Consider the following 18118-nt stretch of genomic DNA (forward strand, 5'->3'; position numbering starts at 1 on the left):
TCAGGCCGTACCGGACGGGATCGGACCGGGCGGGACCGGACCGGGACCGGGACCGGGCCGGCCGGTCCCGATCGGTTCCGGTCCCGGTCGGTTCCGTCGGTCAGAGGGCGAGGCCCGTGAAGACCATGACCCGCTCGTAGGTGTAGTCCTCCATCGCGAAGCGCACGCCCTCACGGCCGACGCCGGACTGCTTGGCGCCGCCGTACGGCATCTGGTCCGCGCGGTACGAGGGCACGTCACCGACGATCACACCGCCGACCTCCAGGGTGCTGTGGGCGCGGAACGCCGTCTGCACGTCATGCGTGAACACACCCGCCTGCAGGCCGTACTTGGAGTCGTTGACGGCGGCGAACGCCTCCGCCTCGCCCTCGACCCTGGTGAGCGTCAGGACCGGGCCGAAGATCTCCTCGCAGGCGACCGTGGTGTCCGCGGGGACGTCGGCGAGCACGGTCGGCTCATAGCTGGCGCCGTCCCGGGAGCCGCCCGCGAGCAGCTTGGCGCCCGCCTGCACCGCCTCGTCGACCCAGGACTCGACCCGCCTGGCCGCGTCCTCGCTGACCAGCGGGCCGACGTCGGTGGCCGCGTCGGCGGGGTCGCCGGTGGCCTGCTGGGCCACGGCGTCGACGATCTTCGGGACGAGCCGGTCGTACACCGAGGCGTCGGCGATCACGCGCTGGACCGAGATGCAGGACTGGCCGCCCTGGTAGTTCGAGAAGGTCGCGATGCGCGCGGCGGCCCAGTCGAGGTCCTTCTCGGACGCGTAGTCGGCGAGGACCACGGCCGCGCCGTTGCCGCCGAGCTCCAGGGTGATGTGCTTGCGCGGGACCGAGTCCATGATCGCGAAGCCGACCTTGTCGGAGCCGGTGAAGGAGATGACCGGGAGCCGCTCGTCCTGGACGAGGGCGGGCATCTTCTCGTTGGCGACCGGCAGGACCGACCAGGAGCCCGCGGGCAGCTCGGTCTCGGCCAGCAGCTCGCCGAGGATGAGACCCGAGAGCGGGGTCGCCGGGGCGGGCTTGAGGATGATCGGCGCGCCGACCGCGATGGCGGGGGCGATCTTGTGGGCGCAGAGGTTCAGCGGGAAGTTGAACGGCGCGACGCCCAGGACCGCGCCGCGCGGGAAGCGGCGCGTCAGCGCGAGGCGGCCGGCGCCGCCCGCGTCGGTGTCGAGGCGCTGCGCCTCGCCGCCGTTGTAGCGGCGGGCCTCCTCGGCGGCGAACCGGAACACCGATACGGCGCGGCCGACTTCGCCGCGGGCCCACTTGATGGGCTTGCCGTTCTCGGCGGTGATCAGCTGGGCGATCTCCTCCGTGCGCTCGACCAGGCGGCGGGAGACGTGGTCCAGGGCGGCGGCGCGGACGTGGGCGGGCGTCGCGGCGAACTCGTCCCGGACGGCGTGCGCGGCGGCGACGGCCTCCTCGACCTGGGCGTCGGTCGGGACGGCGACCGTACCGACGAGCCGGCCGTCCCAGGGGGAGGTGACATCGAAGGTGTCATCGCCGGTGGCCTGGCGGCCGGCGAGCCAGAAGGCGTGGGTGGAGGTCATGTGTTCCGGCCCTTCCGTGGTGTGTTTGGTGCTCCCACGGTAGGGGTGGAGGGGCGGCGCTGTGTTTGTCCGGCGTGGAGTGGTACGGGCCTCCAGGGCGCCGGAATGGCCTGGGACGGGGCGGCGCGCTCCGGGCACCGCCCCGTCCCCCCTCCTCAGGGCATGCTCGTCGCCTTCAGCGCCAGCCAGAGCTCCATCCGTACGTCCGGATCGTCGAGGGACCGCCCCAGAATCTCCTCGACCCGCCGCATCCGGTACCGCAGCGTGTGCCGGTGCACCCCCAGGTCCGCGGCGGCCGCGTCCCACTGGCCGTGGTGCGCGAGCCAGGCGCGCAGGGACGCCACCAGGTCGCCGCGGCCTGTCGCGTCGTGTTCGTGCAGCGGGCGCAGCATCCCGTCGGCGAAGGCCCGTACCGCGTCGTCGGCGAGCAGCGGCACCACGGATCCGGTGGCCAGTTCCTCGTGTTCGACCAGGACCCGGCCGCGCCGGCGGGCGACCGAGAGCGCCTGTTCGGCCTGGCGGTACGCGGAGGCGGCGGCGATCGTGCCGGCCGGCGCGGACTGGCCGATGACGACCTGGTCGTCCTCGCCCGCGGCGCCCGTGGCGCCCCCGGGGCCCGGGGGGAGCAGGGCCTCCGTCTGGGCCTGGGCGGCCTCGATCCGCTGGGCGTAGACCGTGCAGGCCGTGACCGCGGCCCCGCCGTCGGTGGCGAGCACGACGAGCCGCTCGCCCTCGGGCACGACCAGCACCATCTCGCCCGCGCGGGAGGCCCCTGCCTCCAGCGAATCGGCCAGCTCCTGGAGCGCGCCGGGCGTGCCCTCGGCGATGAGCAGCCGGTACGGGGCGTCGAGCAGACCGTTGTAGAGGTCCCCGGCGACCGTGCGCGCGTGGTCGGGTTCACCGGCGAGCAGCATCCGCAGCACGGCCGCGCCCAGCCGGTCCTCGGCCGCCCGCAGGGACCGGGAGCGTTCGGTGGTCAGGGTGAGCAGGGCGATGGCCGAGTGCACCGCGTACCGCTCGGCGGTGCCCAGCGGGGCGCCCGTGCCGACGGCCAGCGCGCCGTGCGGGCGGCGGCCGGTGCCGAGGGACTGGAGCTCGACGCGGTCGTCGGAGCCGCCGACGACGGCGCTCGCGGGCGCCGGGCGCTCGCCGAGCCGGGCGACGTCCGATGTGAGCCGTGCGGCACGGCGGGCGGCCCACTCGGGGGCGACGGACACGACGGTACCTGCCGCGTCGTACAGCGCGGCCCAGCCGTCGATGTGCGACGCGAGCCGCGCCAGCAGGTCGCCGGGGCCGTCGCCGCTCAGCGCGGCCCGGGTCAGCTCGCGCTGGGCCTCGAAGCCCGCGGTGACCGAGCGGTACTGGTCGGCGGCGATGGCGGCGGACACCGCCTTGCTGATGGCCAGGAAGGGCGTGCGCCGGGGGACCTCCAGGAGCGGCAGGCCCTCCTCGTCGGCGGCGGCGACCAGCGCGGGCGGGATGTCCTCGTAGTGGACGCCGACGGCGAACCCGAGCCCGACGACCCCGGCCTTGGCGAGCCGCCGTACGTACCGCCGCATCGCCTCCTGGTCCTCGGTGTCCAGCGTCATCGCGGTGATGAGGAGGAGCTCGCCGCCCTCCATGTACGGGACGGGGTCGGCCAGCTCGCTGACGTGGGCCCAGCGCACCGGCGTCTCGAGACGGCCCTCCCCCGCACGCACGGTGAGCTTGAGCGTGGAGTGGTGGACGAGCGAGGCAAGGGTGGGCGGCATGGGGGGACCGTAGGACCTTCGGCTGAAGAATGGGTGAGAACTGTGCCGTCCCGTATGAACGGCTACTCCAATTCTGCCAGGGCGTACGGGTCCTCGCGCCGGATCAGCCGCGCAGGTCCACCAGAAGGGGTGGCGCGTGCTCGCCGCGCACCGTCCTCAGTGAGAGCACCGCATGGCCCGCGGGCACCGAATGGGCCAGGTCGGATGCCGACCAGCGCTCCCGCTCGACCTTCCGTACGGTGACGGCGTCCGTCGTCACCGCCTTGCCGGTGACGAGTTTGCGGAACGAGTGGATCGCCCGGGTCAGCGGCTGGTCGGCGAAGACCTGGCGCTGTGTGACGTCCCTGGTCTCCACCCACTCGGTGCCCCAGGTCTCGGCGAAGGACCTGCCCTCCCAGGTGGTCACCCCGGAGAACGCCATCCGGCAGCCGACCGCACCGAGCAGCGCGGTGTGCAGGTCGTCGGGGACATCGCTCAGGCTCCGCAGGGTCAGGACGGCTCCGGCGTGCGCGGAGCGCAGCCGCTGGATGGAGCGGACCGAGTCCGCCGTGACGGTGCGGGTGGCATCGTCGAGGACCAGGCAGGCGAAGAGCGAGCGGTCGGCGCGGGCCGCCGCGCTCGCGGTGAACTGGGCGAGGACGAGCCGGGCGAGTACCCGGGACGCCTCCGCGTGCGCCCGTTCCGGGAGGTCGATCCTGACCCGTACGGGGTGTTCGAGCGAGCGCAGCGAGAAGGGCCTGGACGCGCCCGAGGTGTCGAAGAACCCGGCGAAGGCGGGCCGGTCGAGGGAGGCGACCCGGTCGGCGAGTGCCGGTCCTGGATCACCCGGAGCCCCGGACTGCCGGGCGCGGGCGTCGAGTTCGCGCTGCAGGCCGAAGTGGCCGCCCGCGTCGAGCGCCTCGCGCAGGGTGGCGAGCGCGGCCGGCACCCCGTCGAGGAGTTCCCGCAGGTCGGGCACCGAAGGGAAGCGGCCGTGGGCCGCCAGGTAGGGGCCGAGCAACTGGGCGAGCGCGGTGGCCGCGCGCCGGCTGTCGACCTCGGGGAGATCGCCGGTGAACGCCTCGGCGAGTACGGCGGCGGCCTCGTCGGGGTCGGTCGCGCCGCCGTAGAGGTCGAAGTCGTGGACGGACGAGGGGTCGCCGGGTTTGACCACGACGTCGTACGCGTCGTCGGGACCGAGCTGGGTGCCGGCCGCCGCCACCGCGATGACGGCGGCCTGGCCCGCGAGTGCCTGGAGGGCGAGGGACTCCACCACGGGCCGCACCAGGTCCCGGGTCTTGCCCGCGCCGGGCGGTCCGACGGCCAGCAGCGAGGTGCCGAGCAGTTCGGGTTCGAGCGCGAGACCGCTGCCGCGCCTGGCGTACGGGTTGCGCTCGCCCGGGTCGACCGTGCCGAGCCTGACCTGGCGTACGAACAGATCGTGCCGGGCCGCGCGCACCGGCAGGTCGCGGGCGCCCGAGGGGTGCGCGCACGCGGCGGCGCCGCTCCGGCGCACCGCTTCGGTGAAGGAGTCGAGCCGGCCCGGGTCCGCCTGGACGGAGCGCCAGGCGCGCCGGACCCGGGTGTAGTCGACGTCGTTCATCCGCCCGGAGCGCACCTCGTCGGAGAGCCGGTCGGCGAGTTCGGTGAGCCCCCGGGCGCGCAGCTCGGGCCAGTCGGCGAGCGCGGGGGCCGAGGGGTCCTGGGCCGCCGCCCTGGCCTGTGTCTGCGCCCGGGCGTGCTCCTGCGGCGCGCGCTGCTGCGGCAGCTGTCCCGGGCGCAGCAGGGTGCGCCAGCGGCCCAGCCGGGCGAAGGGCCAGACCACGGCCAGCGTGATCAGTCCGTACACCGTGTAGGCGACGGTCGCCGCCCCGACGTGGTCGCCGCCGCCGGTCAGCCAGGACGAAGGGAGCAGCATGAAGACCATGTCGAGGCCCGGCAGGGTGTTCGTCCAGACGAGGATCCAGACGAGGAGGGCGAGGGCGGTGGCGGCCGTCGCACGGGCGCGCGGCGTACGGCCCTCGACGGCGTGCTCGAAGGCGCCGCGCCAGTTGCCCAGCCGGCCGAAGACGTAGAGGAGCACGGCCGCGATCAGGAACCGGTAGACCTCCAGCGCGTTCTCCGCGCCCCGCGGCGCCGGTTCGCCCATCCGCTGGCGGCTCCACCAGTCCCCCGGCGTGAACAGCTCCAACGGGACACGCCAGTACGGGATGTAGCCGTTGTTCCAGAGCGACCAGACCAGGATGCAGGCGAACAGCGAGATGACCGCACCGCTGAGCAGCGTGCGGCCGGGCACGTTCTCGGCCTCCGGGGGGCGCTCGACATGGCCGTACGCCCAGACGCCCGGCCCCTCCCGGTGGCGCGGGGCCGCCAGCCAGTCGGTGAGCACCGGGCCGGTCGCGGGTGCGTAGCCGGGCGGGGGCGGGACGGCCGGCGGCCCGGCAGGGCGCGGCACGGGACCGGCCCCCCGGGTGCCGCGTGCGTCGTACGTGCCTTCGGTGTCCATGACCCCTGCCCCCTGACCAGCCAGGTCTGCGCTGTGTCTGCCCTGTGCGGTGTGCCTCGATCTCGCGCCTCAATCTAGTGCCACGTGCCCGCTACCGGGTGTCATCACGCTGCTATGTCCGTCGCGGACAACGACACACCCTGACCACTACCGAACGGAGCATGCCGCGCCTCGGGACGCGCCCCTAGCCTGCTGTGAGAGGAAGCGTCCGATTTCGTCCCACAGGAGTCCCCCATGACCGCTGTTCCGCAGGAGCGCCGCGTCGTCACCGCCATCCCCGGCCCGAAGTCGCAGGAGCTGCAGGCCCGTCGCAACGCGACGGTCGCCTCGGGTGTCGGCTCCGTGCTGCCGGTCTTCACGACCCGCGCGGGCGGCGGGATCATCGAGGACGTCGACGGCAACCGCCTCATCGACTTCGGTTCCGGCATCGCCGTGACCTCCGTGGGCGCGTCCGCCGAGGCCGTCGTGCGCCGGGCGTCCGCGCAGCTCGCCGAGTTCACCCACAGCTGTTTCATGGTGACCCCGTACGAGGGGTACGTCGAGGTCTGTGAGGCGCTCGCGGAGCTGACCCCGGGCGACCACGCCAAGAAGTCGGCGCTCTTCAACTCCGGCGCCGAGGCCGTCGAGAACGCCGTGAAGATCGCCCGTGCGTACACCAAGCGCCAGGCCGTCGTCGTCTTCGACCACGGCTACCACGGCCGCACCAACCTCACGATGGCGCTGACCGCGAAGAACATGCCGTACAAGAATGGCTTCGGCCCGTTCGCGCCCGAGGTCTACCGGGTGCCCGTGGCGTACGGCTACCGCTGGCCGACCGGCCCGGAGAACGCCGGCGCCGAGGCGTCCGCCCAGGCCATCGACATGATCAACAAGCAGATCGGCGCGGAGAACGTCGCCGCGATCATCATCGAGCCGGTCCTCGGCGAGGGCGGCTTCATCGAGCCCGCCAAGGGCTTCCTGCCCGCCGTCGCGCAGTTCGCCAAGGACAACGGCATCGTCTTCGTGGCCGACGAGATCCAGTCCGGCTTCTGCCGCACCGGCCAGTGGTTCGCGTGTGAGGACGAGGGCATCGTCCCCGACCTGATCACCACCGCCAAGGGCATCGCGGGCGGTCTGCCGCTCTCCGCCGTGACCGGCCGCGCCGAGATCATGGACGCCGCGCACTCCGGCGGCCTCGGCGGTACGTACGGCGGCAACCCGGTCGCCTGCGCCGGCGCCCTCGGCTCGATCGAGACGATGAAGGAGCTGGACCTCAACGCGAAGGCCCGGCGCATCGAGGAGATCATGAAGGCGCGGCTGACGGCCGTCCAGGAGAAGTACGACATCGTCGGCGACATCCGGGGCCGCGGCGCGATGATCGCGGTCGAGCTGGTCAAGTCGGGTACGAAGGACCCCAACCCGGAGGCGACCGCGGCTCTGGCCAAGGCTTGCCACCAGGTGGGTCTGCTGGTCCTGACCTGCGGCACCTACGGCAACGTGCTGCGCTTCCTGCCCCCGCTGGTCATCGGCGAGGACCTGCTGAACGAGGGTCTGGACCTGCTGGAGCAGGCCTTCGCGGGCGCGTGACCTCCAGTAACGGTCGGGGCGTGTGAAGAACGTGTGGGGGGGCGATGGCGGGATGCGATTCCAGCTGTCGGCCCCCTTTTCCCTGCCGTACGGTTCTGACAGATGAGAGAAACACCTCGCTCACGGATGACTGTGGGCGATCCCAGGCAAGGGCCTCCCCAGCTCGCGCCTGGTCGTGCCTTCGCGCACACCACCGGAGCTTCGGGCTCCGGATCTCCTCACCGATCGGATGGCCGCCCGCCCCACACCCCCCGGGGCGCGCGGCACACCGGTCCAGGCGGCCGCCCCGGAACTACCCCCCCTGTTCCCGGGCGGCCGGCTACTCTCTCCCGGCTGCGACGCGTGCTGCTCTCCGCGCTTGGCTGTCTTCTCCTCTTCGCACTCATCACCTGGCAGGTCCTGGTCCGCGGACCGCTGCTGCGGCTGGATGTGCGCGTCGACCACCACATCGTCGGCACGGGCCCCGGATGGCTCAGCGGCGGCCTCTCCGACCTGGGCAACACCGAGGTGGCCCTGCCGGTCCTGGTGGCGGCGATGGCGTACGCCCTGTGGTGCGGCAGCCGCCGGGACGTCCTGGTCGCCGCCCTGGCGATGGCCATGGTGCCGGCCCTGGTGGTACCGCTGAAGCTCTGGACAGCCCGGCCGGGGCCGCTCGACCCGTCCACCGGGTACTTCCCCTCGGGCCACTCGGCCACCGCGATGGTGGCGTACGGCGGGGCCGCGCTGCTCCTCGTGCCGTACGCCCGTCGGAACTGGCCGGTGCCCGTCGCCGTAATCCTGACGGTGGCGACGGGCACCGGCCTTCTCCTGCACGGCTACCACTGGCCTCTCGACGTGCTGGCGAGCTGGCTTCTGTGCGGGGCCCTGCTGCTGGTCACTGCCAGCTGTATGCGTCGAAGTTCTTCGCGAACTCCTGATTGCTGAACAGGTCCCAGTTGACGGACCAGGCCATCAGCCCGCGCAGTCCGGGCCAGGTCCCGTGGGTGGCGTACGAGCCGCAGCCGGTCTTCTTCGTCAGGCAGTCGAGCGCCGTGTCCACATCGGCGGTCGAGGTGTAGCCGTTGCCCGCGTTCACCGAGGCCGGCAGGCCGATGGCCACCTGGTCGGGGCGGAGCGGGGCGAATATCTTCGTGGTGTCGCCCGCGACCGGGAAGCCGGTGAGCAGCATGTCGGTCATGGCGATGTGGAAGTCGGCGCCACCCATGGTGTGGTACTGGTTATCGAGGCCCATGATCGGGCCGGAGTTGTAGTCCTGGACGTGCAGCAGCGTCAGATCGTCGCGCAGGGCGTTGATCACCGGCAGATAGGCGCCGGCGCGCGGGTCCTGGCCGCCGAACGGCCCCGATCCGTAGAACTGGTACCCGAGCTGCACGAAGAAGGTCTCCGGCGCCATCGTCAGCACGAACGTGTCGCCGTACTTGGCCTTGAGCGTCTTCAGCGCGGAGATCAGATTGACGACGACCGGGGTGGTGGGGTTCCGGAAATCCGTGTCGCCGGTGTCCAGGGAGAGCGAGTGGCCCTCGAAGTCGATGTCCAGGCCGTCGAGTCCGTACTCGTCGATGATCTTCGAGACCGAGGCGACGAAGGTGTCGCGGGCCGCCGTGGTGGTGAGCTGCACCTGGCCGTTCTGGCCGCCGATGGAGATCAGCACCTTCTTGCCGGCCGCCTGTTTGGCCTTGATCTCAGCCTTGAACTCGTCGGCCGACTCGACACCCGGACATTCCGTGGCCGGACAGAGGTTGAAGCGGATGTCGCCGGACGTGGGGGAGGTCGGCTCACCGAAGGCCAGGTCGATCACGTCCCAGGAGTCGGGTACGTCGGCCAGCTTCGTGTAGCCGGAACCGTTGGCGAAGCTGGAGTGCAGATAGCCGACCAGGGCGTGCGCGGGCAGGCCGGCTGCCGCTGCTCCGGGGCCGGCGGCCTGGGAGGTCTGCGCGGTGCCGGCGAGTGCGCTCATCGCGAGTGCGGCCGTGGCGAGCATGGCCAGGAGTCTTGGGCGTTTCACAACTGCCTCCGGACATGGGGGGATTGAGGTGGTGAAGCGCGCCCAACATGGTCCAGACCAATTGGACTGTCAAGGTTTCACACACCCACCGGCGGTGGTTCAGACCAGTCCGTCACCAATGTCGCCCGCCCGGAGCGCGGCGGCCTCGTGCATCGCCATCTCCAGCAGCGCCGGATCGGTGAGCGTCCCCCCGGCGTCCGGCGGGACCAGCCAGCGCACCCCGCCGGACGCCCGGCCGGGCTGCGGCACCACTATCCAGGTGCCGCCGCCCACGCCCCGTACGCCGGTGCCGATCCAGCGCGCGGCCGTACCCGCCGGCACGAAGAAGCCCATGCTGGCCTCCCCGAAATCCGCCAGCACCGGCCCTGGCCGGTCGATGAGGCGGGACAGCACGTCCAGGGTCGGATAGCCCAGCTCCCCCGGAACGATGAGTACGTCCCAGCGCACCCCGGCGGGCAGGAGCGCCACCCCGTGCGGGTCGCGCTCCCATGCCCGCCGGCACGCGCCGGGGTCCGGCGCCACCGAAGCGAGCCACTCGACTGCGGTCCTTGCCCCCGAGCCAGCCATCGCCCGGCCTCCATTCGTGTACGCGAGGTTCCTGCGTGCACGGGGAGAGAGCGGGTTCGGGGCACTTCATGACGCGGGTTCGGACACCCAATGGCAGTGAGCTGGGTCACAGTCCGGCCGGAGCCGTGGGACCGGCCGGATCACGACCGGATCAGGAGTCGAATCCGAGGCCGAGACGGTCCATCGACTTGAGCCAGAGATTGCGCCGGCCGCCGTTCTCGTCAGCCCGCGCCAGCGACCACTTGGTCAGCCCGATGCCCGCCCAGGCGAACGGCTCGGGCGGGAACGGCAGCGGCTTGCTCTTCACCATCTCCAGGCGGGTGCGCTCCGTATCGGCCCCCGAGAGCAGGTCGAGCATCACGTCGCCGCCGAACCGGGTGGCTCCGACACCGAGACCGGTGAAGCCCGCCGCATAGGCGACGCGCCCGCTGTGCGCCGTACCGAAGAAGGCGGAGAACCGCGAGCAGGTGTCGATCGCGCCGCCCCACGCATGGCTGAAGCGGACCCCTTCGAGCTGCGGAAAGCAGGTGAAGAAGTGCTCGGCGAGGGTCAGATAGGTGGCCGGGCGCTGGTCGAGTTCGGCGCTCAGCCTGCCGCCGTACGGATAGATCGCGTCGTAGCCGCCCCACAGGATGCGGTGGTCGGCGGTCAGCCGGAAGTAGTGGAACTGGTTGGCGCTGTCGCCGAGCCCCTGCCGGCCCTGCCAGCCGATCGACGCCAGCTGTTCGCCGGAGAGCGGCTCGGTCATCAGCGCGTAGTCGTAGACCGGGACGGTGTACGGGCGTACCCGCTTGACCAGCGACGGGAAGATGTTCGTGCCCAGCGCCACCTGCCGGGCGTAGACCCTGCCGTACGGGGTACGGACCGCCATCCCCGGTCCTGAGCGCACCAGGTCGAGACCGCGGGTGCGCTCGTACATCCGCACACCGAGTTCCAGGCAGGCCCGCTTGAGCCCCCAGGCCAGCTTGGCCGGATGCAGCATCGCGACGCCGCGCCGGTCCCAGAGCCCGGCGAGGAAGGTCGGGGAGTCCACCTCGGCCCGCAGGGCGTCCTGGTCGAGGAACTCCACTCCCTCGAAGCCGAGTTCGGCGGTCTCCCGGTGCCAGTCGCGCAGTTCCTCAGCCTGGTGCGGCCGGGTGGCCACATCGATCTCGCCGGTGCGCTCGAAGTCGCAGTCGATCCCGTACCGGGCGACGGCGTCCTCGATGGCGTCGAGGTTGCGCGCGCCCAGCTGCTCCAGCTGCTTGATCTCGCCGGGCCAGCGTTCGAGACCGTTGGCGAGACCGTGGGTCAGGGAGGCGGCGCAGAAGCCGCCGTTGCGGCCCGAGGCCGCCCAGCCCGCCTCGTGGCCCTCGATGAGGACCACGTCCAGGCCCGGATCGCGCTCCTTGGCGAGCAGTGCGGTCCACAGTCCGCTGTAGCCGCCGCCGACGACGAGGAGGTCGCAGCTGACGTCACCGGTGAGGGCGGGCAGGACGGCGGGCTTGCCGGGGTCCTCCAGCCAGAACGACACCGGTTCGGCGTCGGCGAGCGATGCGGCAAGTGCACGGGTCATGGCAGCTGGGGCCATGGGTTCCACTCCTTCGGGTCCTGCTCAGTGCGGTGTGCTGTTCTTCCGGCGGTTGCTGATGAGCTGGCCGCCGAGTACCACCAGCACCGCGATGACGAACATCGCCGTGCCGATGACGTTGATCTGTACAGGGGTACCGCGCTGCGCCGATCCCCAGACGTACATGGGAAAGGTCACGGTCGACCCCGCATTGAAGTTGGTGATGATGAAGTCGTCGAAGGAGAGCGAGAAGGCGAGCAGCGCGCCCGCCGCGATCCCGGGTGACACGATCGGCAGGGTGACCCGCAGGAAGGTCTGCACCGGGCTGGCGTAGAGATCGCGCGCGGCCTCTTCCAGCCGGGGGTCCATGGACATCACACGGGCCTTGACCGCGGTGACCACGAAGCTCAGGCAGAACATGATGTGCGCGATGAGAATGGTCCAGAAGCCAAGCTGGGCGCCCATGTTGAGGAACAGGGTGAGCAGTGAGGCGGCCATCACGACCTCGGGCATCGCCATCGGCAGGAAGATCAGCGAGTTGATCGCGCCGCGCGCCCGGAACCGGTAGCGGACCAGCGCGAAGGCGATCATCGTGCCGAGCACGGTGGAGCCGATCGTCGCCCAGACGGCGATCTCCAGCGAGAGGTTCAGCGAGCCGCACATGTCGGCGACCCCGCAGGGGTCCTTCCAGGCGTCCAGCGAGAACCGCTGCCAGCTGATGTTGAAGCGCCCGTTGGGCTTGTTGAAGGAGAAGACCATCACGACGACGTTGGGCAGGATCAGATAGGCGAGTGTGATCAGCCCGGCGACGGTGACGAGATTGCTGCGCAGCCAGCGCGTGGAGTTCCTCAGCATCAGACCAGGTCCTCCGTGCCGGCTCGGCGGATGTAGACGGTGACCATGATCAGCACGATCGCCATGAGGATGAAGGAGAGCGCGGCCGCCGTCGGATAGTCGAGCACCCGCAGGAACTGCGACTGGATGACACTGCCGACCATCTTGGTGTCGGTCGAGCCGAGCAGTTCGGAGTTGACGTAGTCACCTGCCGCCGGGATGAAGGTGAGCAGGGTGCCGGAGACGACGCCCGGCATGGAGAGCGGGAAGGTCACCTTGCGGAAGGTGGTGGCCGGGGTGGCGTACAGGTCGCCCGCCGCTTCGTGCAGCCGTCCGTCGATCCGCTCCAGCGAGGTGTAGAGCGGCAGGATCATGAACGGCAGGAAGTTGTAGGTGAGTCCGCAGACCACGGCCATGGGGGTGGCCAGCACCCGGCTGCCGTCGGTCCAGCCGAGCCAGCTGGTGACGTCGAGGATGTGCAGGGTATTCAGGACGCCCACGACCGGACCGCCGTCGGCGAGGATCGTCTTCCAGGCGAGCGTGCGGATCAGGAAGCTGGTGAAGAACGGCGCGATGACCAGGATCAGCACCACATTGCGCCAGCGGCCCGCTTTGAAGGCGATGAGGTACGAGAGCGGGTAGCCGAGCAGCAGACAGAGCACCGTCGCCGTGCCCGCGTACAGCAGGGAGCGGATGAACTGCGGGTAGTACTCGTGCAGCGCGTCCCAGTACGTCTGGAAGTGCCAGGTGACCTGGAAGCCGTCCTCCAGCGAACCGGTCTGCACCGACGTCGACGCCTGGTAGATCATCGGCAGCGCGAAGAAGACAACCAGCCAGATGATGCCGGGCAGCAGCAGCCAGTACGGTACGAGCCGTTTGCGGACCGGGGGCTTGCGTACGGCGCCGGCCTCCGCCTCGGGGGCCTCGGCGGGCGGGGCCTCGGTGACGGTCACGCGGCCTCCTCCCCGGCGCCCGACTTGCCGGCGTCGACCGCCTGGTCGGCGTCGAGGCCGAACGAGTGCCCGGGGTTCCAGTGCAGGACGACATCCGCGCCCGGCGACAGCCGGGAGTCGCGCTCGACGTTCTGCACGTAGACCTCAAGACCGGGGCAGACCGGGCTGTCGATGACGTACTGCGTGGAGACCCCGATGAAGCTGGAGTCGGCTATGCGTCCGCTGACACGGTTGCGGCCCTCGGCTATCTCCGCCGCGTCGTCCGCGTGTACCAGGGCGATCTTCTCGGGCCGCACCCCGACGAGCAGCTTGTCACCGGCGCTGGTGGCGGCCTTGCAGCGGTCGGCGGGCAGCCGGAGCTTGGCACCCGACGCCAGGACGGTGATGTCGGCCCCCGCCTCGACGACTTCGGCCTCGATGAGGTTCGAGGTGCCGAGGAAGTTGGCGACGAAGGTGGTGTTCGGGTTCTCGTACAGCTCGGCGGGGGCGCCCAGTTGCTCGACGCGGCCGCCGTTCATCACCGCGACGGTGTCGGCCATGGTCATGGCCTCCTCCTGGTCGTGGGTGACGTGCACGAAGGTGATGCCGACCTCGGTCTGGATGCGCTTGAGCTCCAGCTGCATCTGACGGCGCAGCTTGAGGTCGAGGGCGCCGAGCGGCTCGTCGAGCAGCAGCACCTGCGGGTGGTTGATGAGCGCCCGGGCGACGGCGACGCGCTGCTGCTGGCCGCCGGAGAGCTGGTGCGGTTTGCGGTGTGCGAAGTCCCCGAGCTGGACGAGGTCGAGCATGTCGCCGACCTGCTTCTTGACGGACTTGATGCCGCGCCTGCGCAGCCCGAAGGCGATGTTCTCGGTCACGTCGAGGTGCGGGAAGAGCGCGTACGACTGGAAGACCGTGTTGACCGGGCGCTTGTACGGGGGCAGGTCGGTGACGTCCCGGCCGCCGAGCCGGACGGTGCCGGTGGTCGGGTCCTCCAGCCCTGCGATCATCCGCAGGGTGGTGGTCTTTCCGCAGCCGGAGGCGCCGAGGAGCGCGAAGAAGGAGCCCTGCGGGACGGTGAGGTCCAGCGGGTGCACCGCGGTGAAGGACCCGTAGGTCTTGCTGATCCCGGCGAGGCGGACGTCGCCGCCTTCATTCGTCTGTGTCATGGGTACGGTCCCGGGGGGTCGTGGGAGCAGAGGGAGAGCTGAGGAGAGCAGAGGGGGATGGTGGGGCTGGGGAGTGCTGGGACGGGAGCGGCCGCGCGGTTCGGGGTCAGGCCCCGATCAGCCGGGAGAACTTCTCCTCGTACGCCGCGTCTTCCTTGCTGGAGAGCGAGCGGAAGGCGTGCGACCGGGCGGCCATCGCCCTGTCGGGGAGGATCAGCTGGTTGGCCGCCAGCTTGGGGTCGATCTTCGCGAGCTCCGCGCGGACACCGTCCACCGGGGAGAGGTAGTTGGTGTACGCGGTGAGCTTCGCCGCGACGGCGGGCTCGTAGTAGTAATCCATCAGCCGCTCGGCGTTGGACGTGTGGCGGGCCTTGGCCGGCACCATCATGTTGTCGCTGGAGATCATGTAACCGGCGGCGGGGATCGCGTACTTGACGTGCGGGTTGTCGTTCTGGAGCTGGGTGATGTCACCGCCCCAGGCGACACAGGCGGCGATGTCGCCCTTGTCCAGGTCACTGACGTAGTCGTTGCCGGTGAAGCGGCGTATCTGCTTGCTGTCGACGCCCTTCTGGAGGCGGCCGATCGCGGCGTCGAAGTCGGCGTCGGTGATCTTCGCCGGGTCCTTGCCCATGTCGAGCAGCGTCATCCCGACCGAGTCGCGCATCTCCGAGAGGAAACCCACCCGCCCCTTGAGCTTGGGGTCGTCGAGGAGCTGGGTGACGGAGTCGACCTTGCGGCCGCCGGTCGCCTTCGTGTTGTAGGCGATGACGGTGGGGACACCGGCCCAGGGGTACGAGTAGGCGCGGCCCGGGTCCCAGTCGGGGTTGCGGAACTGTTCGGAGAGGTTCGCGTACGCGTGCGGGAGCAGCGACGCGTCGAGCCGTTCCACCCAGCCGAACCGGATCAGCCTGGCGGCCAGCCAGTCGGTGAGGATGATGATGTCCCGTCCGGTGTCCTGGCCGGCCGCGAGCTGCGGCTTGATCTTGCCGAAGAACTCGACGTTGTCGTTGATGTCCTCGGTGTAGTCGACCTTGATCCCGGTGCGCTTGGTGAACGCCTCCAGGGTGGGCCGGTGCTTCCCGTCGTCGGTGACGTCCACGTACTCGGTCCAGTTGGAGAAGTTGATCACCTTCTCCGCGGCCGAGTGGTCGTCGGAGGCCGGGGCCCCGCCTTCGCGTTTGGCCGCGGGGATACCGCAGCCGGTGAGGGCGGCGAGGCCACCGAGCGTGAGCGCGCCGGCGCCGGTGGCGCGCAACAGCGATCTGCGGGCGAGGGACCCGCCGCCACGGGCCAGTGTGCGGCGGGTGGCGGCCAGCTGGGCCGGGGAGAGACGGTCTGGCTCGAACTGCTCCATGGGCTCGGTGCCCTTTCTTTATCGGTCCCCGAAGATCGTGCGGTGCCAGTCCTTGCGGGCCACCGCGGTGTTGTCGTACATGACGTGCTTGACCTGTGTGTACTCCTCGAACGAGTACACGGACATGTCCTTGCCGAAGCCGCTTGCCTTGTAACCGCCGTGCGGCATCTCGCTGATGATCGGAATGTGGTCGTTGACCCACACACAGCCGGCCTGGATCTCGCGGGTCGCCCGGTTCGCCCGGAAGACGTCCCGGGTCCAGGCGGACGAGGCCAGTCCGTAGGGGGTGTCGTTGGCGAGGGCGATGCCCTCGTCGTCGGAGTCGAAGGGCAGCACGACCAGGACCGGGCCGAAGATCTCGGCCTGGACGATCTCACTGTCCTGGGCGGCGTCGGCGATCAGGGTCGGGAGGTAGTAGGCACCGTCGTTCTCGGGCGCCGCGCCGCCGGTGACCACGCGCGCGGTGTCCCTGGCCCGGTCCACGAAGGCCGCGACCCGGTCCCGCTGGGCGTAGCTGATCAGCGGGCCGATGTCGGTCGACTCGTCAAAGGGGTCGCCGAGGCGGAGGGTGCCCATCAGTTCGGCGACGCCCTGGACGAAGGCGTCGTACAGCGGGCGCTGGACGTAGGCGCGGGTGGCGGCCGTGCAGTCCTGGCCGGTGTTGATGAGCGAGCCCGCGACCGCGCCGTGCACGGCGGCTTCCAGATCGGCGTCGTCGAAGACCAGGAAGGGGGCCTTGCCGCCGAGTTCGAGGTGGATCCGCTTGACGGTCGCGGTGGCGATCTCGGCGACGCGCTTGCCGACCGGCGTCGATCCGGTGAACGAGGTCATGACCACGTCCGGGTGGCCCACCAGGTGTTCGCCCGCCTCGGCGCCGAGGCCGTTGACGATGTTGACGACCCCGTCGGGGATGCCCGCGTCGGTCGCGGCCTGCGCGAACATCAGCGAGGTGAGCGGGGTGATCTCGGCGGGCTTGAGCACGATGGTGTTGCCCACCGCGATGGCCGGGAGGACCTTCCAGGCGGCCATCTGGAGCGGGTAGTTCCAGGGCGCGATGGAGCCGACCACGCCGATCGCCTCGCGGCGGACGTAGGAGGTGTGGTCGCCGCTGTACTCACCGGCCGACTGGCCCTGGAGGTGGCGGGCGGCGCCCGCGAAGAAGGAGGCGTTGTCGACGGTGCCCGGCACGTCGAACTCGCGGCTCAGCTTGATCGGCTTGCCGCACTGGAGGGACTCCGCGTACGCGAACTCCTCGGCTCGCTCGGCGAGTACGGCCGCGAAGCGGTGCAGCGCGTCGGAGCGCTCTCCCGGAGTTGCTCCGGACCAGCCGGGGAAGGCCGCACGGGCCGCCTCGACGGCGGCATCGACATCGGCGGTGCCCGCCGTCGCGTAGCTGAGGACCACCTCGCCGGTGGCGGGGTTCACGACGTCCTGGGTCCGCCCTGAGGTACCGGGGCGCAGCTGCCCGCCGATGTACTGTGCGCCGGCCGCGAAGCGGTCCCGCACCTGGAAGCTGTTGACCATCGTGCTCTCTCCGTAGCTCAAGCTCGAATTGAGTGCCGATCCTGGCAGAGCGATAGTTCATCAACAAGTGATTCCGTTGTTTCCTTTTGGTTACGCAACGGAATCGGTCGACCATGTGTCGCGTGGGCCGGAAAATCCACGACGGAGTGTCAGTGGCGGCTGCCAGACTCCCGTGCATGGAACGAATCGAAGCGCTGGCCAGGCAGGCCGGCCAGGGGGAACGGATCAAGTTCCTGCACTTCTGGGGCCACACTGCGCGGCGGGACGGCAGCATCGGGCCGGGCTGTCTGAGCCAGTGGTGGCCGTCACCCTTCGTGGTCGACGACGTGCGGTACGCCACGGCGGAGCACTGGATGATGGCGGCCAAGGCACGGCTCTTCGGCGACGCGGAGGCGGAACAGGCTGCGCTCACGGCGGCGAACCCGGCACTGGCGAAGAAGGCGGGGCGGCTCGTGCGCGGATTCGACGACCTGATATGGCAGCGCGAGCGGTACGGGATCGTGGTCGAGGGCAGCGTGCACAAGTTCGGCGCTGACGTGGCGCTGCGCGGATATCTGCTGGCGACCGGGGACCGAGTGCTGGTCGAGGCCAGCCCGATGGACCGGGTGTGGGGCATCGGACTCGCTGCGGACGACGAGCGGGCCGCACAGCCGGACCGCTGGCGCGGGCTCAATCTGCTGGGGTTCGCGCTGATGGACGCCAGGGAGCGGCTGCGTACGGCTGTCGCCGCGGGCTGATGGGGGCTGATGGGGCAGGGTGCCGCCGTCGCCGCTGCCCGGGCGAGTGGGGCCGCCCGGGACAGGTCTCGGTGTTCTTGTCTCGGTGTTCTTGTCTCG

General features: G+C 70.8%; 13 protein-coding genes and 1 pseudogene. 3 read left to right on the forward strand and 11 right to left on the reverse strand.

Annotated elements, in window-relative coordinates:
• Positions 1–100 precede the first annotated feature (100 nt).
• From OG210_RS05180 to OG210_RS05190, 3 genes are all read right to left on the reverse strand, one after another.
• Entirely contained in the window at positions 101–1546 is a 1446-nt protein-coding gene (locus OG210_RS05180) for an aldehyde dehydrogenase family protein (RefSeq protein ID WP_328331991.1), read from the reverse strand.
• Between the two features lie 155 nt (positions 1547–1701).
• Entirely contained in the window at positions 1702–3297 is a 1596-nt protein-coding gene (locus OG210_RS05185; RefSeq protein ID WP_328331990.1) for a PucR family transcriptional regulator, read from the reverse strand.
• 103 nt (positions 3298–3400) lie between these two features.
• Entirely contained in the window at positions 3401–5782 is a 2382-nt protein-coding gene (locus tag OG210_RS05190; RefSeq protein WP_371535082.1) for an ATP/GTP-binding protein, read from the reverse strand.
• Between the two features lie 234 nt (positions 5783–6016).
• On the opposite strand from OG210_RS05190, the gene gabT reads away from it, so the two are divergent.
• Together gabT and OG210_RS05200 are read left to right on the forward strand one after the other, a co-directional pair.
• Positions 6017–7348 (forward strand): 4-aminobutyrate--2-oxoglutarate transaminase, encoded by a 1332-nt coding sequence (gene gabT, locus OG210_RS05195; RefSeq protein WP_328331986.1) that lies wholly within the window; start codon positions 6017–6019, stop codon positions 7346–7348.
• A 342-nt stretch (positions 7349–7690) separates the two neighbouring features.
• Entirely contained in the window at positions 7691–8272 is a 582-nt protein-coding gene (locus OG210_RS05200; RefSeq protein WP_371535084.1) for a phosphatase PAP2 family protein, read from the forward strand.
• On the opposite strand, the pseudogene OG210_RS05205 reads toward OG210_RS05200, so the two are convergent.
• The 8 genes and pseudogenes from OG210_RS05205 to OG210_RS05240 all read right to left on the reverse strand — a co-directional run.
• Positions 8223–9248, reverse strand: a pseudogene (locus tag OG210_RS05205) (chitinase); the annotation flags it as partial. The gene OG210_RS05200 and the pseudogene OG210_RS05205 overlap by 50 nt on opposite strands.
• Before the next feature lie 204 nt (positions 9249–9452).
• Positions 9453–9920 carry a hypothetical protein gene (locus OG210_RS05210; protein WP_328331982.1) on the reverse strand — a complete coding sequence of 156 codons (468 nt, stop codon included), beginning with the start codon at positions 9918–9920 and terminating at the stop codon, positions 9453–9455.
• Between the two features lie 151 nt (positions 9921–10071).
• Complete coding sequence (locus tag OG210_RS05215; protein WP_371535087.1) at positions 10072–11490, reverse strand: NAD(P)/FAD-dependent oxidoreductase; 1419 nt, start codon at positions 11488–11490, stop codon at positions 10072–10074.
• Between the two features lie 24 nt (positions 11491–11514).
• Positions 11515–12324: an ABC transporter permease gene (locus tag OG210_RS05220; RefSeq protein ID WP_328331978.1), complete on the reverse strand. Its 810-nt coding sequence runs from the start codon at positions 12322–12324 to the stop codon at positions 11515–11517.
• Positions 12324–13256 carry an ABC transporter permease gene (locus OG210_RS05225; RefSeq protein WP_328331976.1) on the reverse strand — a complete coding sequence of 311 codons (933 nt, stop codon included), beginning with the start codon at positions 13254–13256 and terminating at the stop codon, positions 12324–12326. Before OG210_RS05225 ends, OG210_RS05220 begins: the two co-directional genes overlap by 1 nt.
• Positions 13253–14404, reverse strand: a complete 1152-nt coding sequence (locus OG210_RS05230) for an ABC transporter ATP-binding protein (protein WP_328331974.1) — start codon at positions 14402–14404, stop codon at positions 13253–13255. The genes OG210_RS05225 and OG210_RS05230 overlap by 4 nt, the downstream gene beginning before the upstream one ends.
• A gap of 106 nt (positions 14405–14510) precedes the next feature.
• Entirely contained in the window at positions 14511–15758 is a 1248-nt protein-coding gene (locus OG210_RS05235; protein WP_328331972.1) for a spermidine/putrescine ABC transporter substrate-binding protein, read from the reverse strand.
• 18 nt (positions 15759–15776) lie between these two features.
• On the reverse strand, positions 15777–17282 hold the full coding sequence (locus tag OG210_RS05240) for a gamma-aminobutyraldehyde dehydrogenase (RefSeq protein ID WP_371540174.1): 1506 nt from the start codon (positions 17280–17282) through the stop codon (positions 15777–15779).
• A gap of 176 nt (positions 17283–17458) precedes the next feature.
• Between OG210_RS05240 and OG210_RS05245 the strand changes: the two genes are divergently transcribed.
• A complete protein-coding gene (locus OG210_RS05245; protein WP_328331970.1) occupies positions 17459–18019 on the forward strand; it encodes an NADAR family protein in 561 nt (186 codons plus the stop codon).
• Positions 18020–18118: the final 99 nt, after the last annotated feature.

The organism is Streptomyces sp. NBC_00466 (assembly GCF_041433995.1).
Taxonomy (GTDB): Bacteria; Actinomycetota; Actinomycetes; order Streptomycetales; family Streptomycetaceae; genus Streptomyces.

Coding starts and splice junctions, on each gene's coding strand:
- OG210_RS05230 (WP_328331974.1), bottom strand. CDS start 14,404: ATGACACAGACGAATGAAGGCGGCGACGTCCGCCTCGCCGGGATCAGC.
- OG210_RS05215 (WP_371535087.1), bottom strand. CDS start 11,490: ATGGCCCCAGCTGCCATGACCCGTGCACTTGCCGCATCGCTCGCCGAC.
- OG210_RS05190 (WP_371535082.1), bottom strand. CDS start 5,782: ATGGACACCGAAGGCACGTACGACGCACGCGGCACCCGGGGGGCCGGT.
- OG210_RS05245 (WP_328331970.1), top strand. CDS start 17,459: ATGGAACGAATCGAAGCGCTGGCCAGGCAGGCCGGCCAGGGGGAACGG.
- gabT (WP_328331986.1), top strand. CDS start 6,017: ATGACCGCTGTTCCGCAGGAGCGCCGCGTCGTCACCGCCATCCCCGGC.
- OG210_RS05235 (WP_328331972.1), bottom strand. CDS start 15,758: ATGGAGCAGTTCGAGCCAGACCGTCTCTCCCCGGCCCAGCTGGCCGCC.
- OG210_RS05180 (WP_328331991.1), bottom strand. CDS start 1,546: ATGACCTCCACCCACGCCTTCTGGCTCGCCGGCCGCCAGGCCACCGGC.
- OG210_RS05220 (WP_328331978.1), bottom strand. CDS start 12,324: ATGCTGAGGAACTCCACGCGCTGGCTGCGCAGCAATCTCGTCACCGTC.
- OG210_RS05240 (WP_371540174.1), bottom strand. CDS start 17,282: ATGGTCAACAGCTTCCAGGTGCGGGACCGCTTCGCGGCCGGCGCACAG.
- OG210_RS05210 (WP_328331982.1), bottom strand. CDS start 9,920: ATGGCTGGCTCGGGGGCAAGGACCGCAGTCGAGTGGCTCGCTTCGGTG.
- OG210_RS05185 (WP_328331990.1), bottom strand. CDS start 3,297: ATGCCGCCCACCCTTGCCTCGCTCGTCCACCACTCCACGCTCAAGCTC.